Genomic DNA, 2,333 nt, shown 5'->3' with positions numbered 1-2,333 from the left:
TCGGGGCGCCGCAGGCATAAACGGTCGCGTGAAGTTTTTGCTGTTTGCTTGGGCTTGGATGCCCAAAACAAACTCTCGCAAAAATAGCGACTCCCCTAGTGATTGAGCGTGCCAAGGGACTACTGATGGAGAAGAAGGGAATGGGCGAGAACGAGGCCCACCAGGCTCTGCGCAAGCTGGCGATGGATCAGGGAAAAAACTGGCTGAGGTAGCGCGTAACGTCATCTCTGTAATGGAATTATTAAACTAGCGGCGGCAGTTGTTACCACTCCGACCTCTTTTTGTGTTGTCACTCTCAAACAGAGCGTGCAGAAATATTATGAACAAATTAAATAATCGAATTATCAAAAGCGCATGCGGATGAGTTGGGAACGACTTCGACACTCTGTGACCGAGTGAATTGCACTACAGCAGTCCAATAATAGTGATGTGAGACTCTCTGCACTGATCTTGTGCGAAGCCAGGCTCTTGGTGCAATTCTAGGGCGCGGGCTGTGCACCCAACCGACACCCAAGCGTCGCAACTATTTTCATATGTTTCGTAAATTTAATTGAAAACAATTGGTTGTGAAAATCTGGCGGCATTGGCACAGGCGTTGCAATATCAGAAATAACTGATTGGCCAAGAGGGCCAGACAGCTTCCGCAGCAGCGACCCAACGACGGGTACGCACAGGCGGAAGAGACAATACAAAGTTGAATTGGGCAAAGGCGTCCATCGCAACAGGTTAGATACTTAACCTGTAGTGGTGGGCGCCTTTTCTGTTTTTTGGGTAATAAAAGTTGGGAGTAATTAATGGAAAAGCGTGATCAGGTGGTTAATGCAGTCTCTGAGGTTTCGGTGAAACCGCGTCGTACCTTTATGAAGAAGCTGAGTGTGGCGCTGCTGAGTGCCGGCATGATGACTAGCGGTGCATTGATGACAGGCGCTGCACATGCCGAGGTGAGGGAGCCTGAGAAAGAGGATCTGAAATTCGGGTTCATCAAGCTGACCGATATGGCACCACTCGCCATCGCTTATGAGAAGGGGTACTTCGAGGATGAGGGGCTCTACGTCACCCTTGAGGCTCAGGCCAACTGGAAGGTGCTGCTCGATCGTGTCATTGATGGTGAGCTCGATGGTGCACATATGCTGGCGGGTCAACCACTCGGCGCGACTATCGGTTTCGGTACCCAGGCTCATATCATTACCGCCTTCTCGATGGATCTAAACGGTAATGCGATCACCGTCTCCAACGATATCTGGAAGCAGATGAAGCCGCATGTACCACACAAGGATGGCAAGCCGGTTCACCCGATCAAGGCCGATGCACTCAAACCGGTTGTAGAGAAGTACAAGGATGAGGGTAAGCCATTCAAGATGGGTATGGTCTTCCCCGTCTCGACCCATAACTACGAGCTGCGTTACTGGCTCGCGGCCGGCGGAATCCATCCTGGTTACTACGCACCTGAAAAGGGTGATACCAGCGGTAACGTTGATGCCGATGCACTGCTCTCGGTAACCCCGCCGCCACAGATGCCCTCCACCATGGAGGCGGGCACCATCTACGGCTACTGCGTCGGTGAGCCGTGGAACCAGCAGGCCGTCTTTAAGGGAATCGGTGTACCTGTGGTAACCGACTACGAGATCTGGAAAGACAACCCGGAGAAGGTCTTTGGTGTGTCGAAGAGCTGGGCCGACAAGAACCCTAACACCCACATCCGTGTGGTGAAGGCGATGATTCGTGCCGCCAAGTGGCTCGATGAGAAGAACAACGCCAACCGTCCCGAGGCGGTGAAGATCCTCTCACAGTCTAACTACGTCGGTGCCGACTACGATGTTATCGCCAACTCAATGACCGGTACCTTTGAGTATGAGAAGGGTGACAAGCGCGATGTGCCAGACTTCAACGTCTTCTTCCGCTACAACGTCACCTACCCCTACTACTCCGATGCGATCTGGTACCTGACGCAAATGCGTCGCTGGGGACAGATCGGCGAGCAGAAACCCGATAGCTGGTTCATGGATATTGCCAAGAAGGTCTACCGTCCCGACATCTATGCGCAGGCGGCCAAGGAGCTAATTGCAGAGGGCAAGATCGCAGCCAGTGAGTTCCCGAACTTCGCCAGTGAAGATGGCTTCCGCGCACCACAGACTCACTTCATCGATGGAATTACCTACGATGGCAAAAAACCAAATGACTATCTGAAGAAGTTCGATATCGGACTCAAGGGTGGCGACAAGGTTTAAGCGTAATGAGGCTCCCCCGGTTTAACGGATGAATTAATTAAGAGGCACACTTTGCCTCGTATTCTGCAGGACTTACATACCCCAAGTACGAGTGACGCCTGCGTC

General features: G+C 52.3%; 2 protein-coding genes. Both read left to right on the top strand.

The annotated features are described in order from the left end of the window. Positions 1-44: 44 nt before the first annotated feature. Positions 45-212 carry an ANTAR domain-containing protein gene (locus tag BOW52_RS17620; RefSeq protein WP_078485202.1) on the top strand — a complete coding sequence of 56 codons (168 nt, stop codon included), beginning with the start codon at positions 45-47 and terminating at the stop codon, positions 210-212. A gap of 684 nt (positions 213-896) precedes the next feature. Beyond that, on the top strand, positions 897-2,228 hold the full coding sequence (locus BOW52_RS16610) for a CmpA/NrtA family ABC transporter substrate-binding protein (RefSeq protein WP_236725800.1): 1,332 nt from the start codon (positions 897-899) through the stop codon (positions 2,226-2,228). Positions 2,229-2,333 lie beyond the last annotated feature (105 nt).

The organism is Solemya pervernicosa gill symbiont, assembly GCF_002020875.1.
GTDB lineage: Bacteria > Pseudomonadota > Gammaproteobacteria.
The sequence above is the reverse complement of the archived record's forward strand: the minus strand, read 5'-3'. Positions and strand labels throughout refer to the sequence as shown.

Excerpts from the sequence above, each read along its gene's own strand:
- BOW52_RS16610 (WP_236725800.1), top strand. The coding sequence starts at position 897 with ATGATGACTAGCGGTGCATTGATGACAGGCGCTGCACATGCCGAGGTG.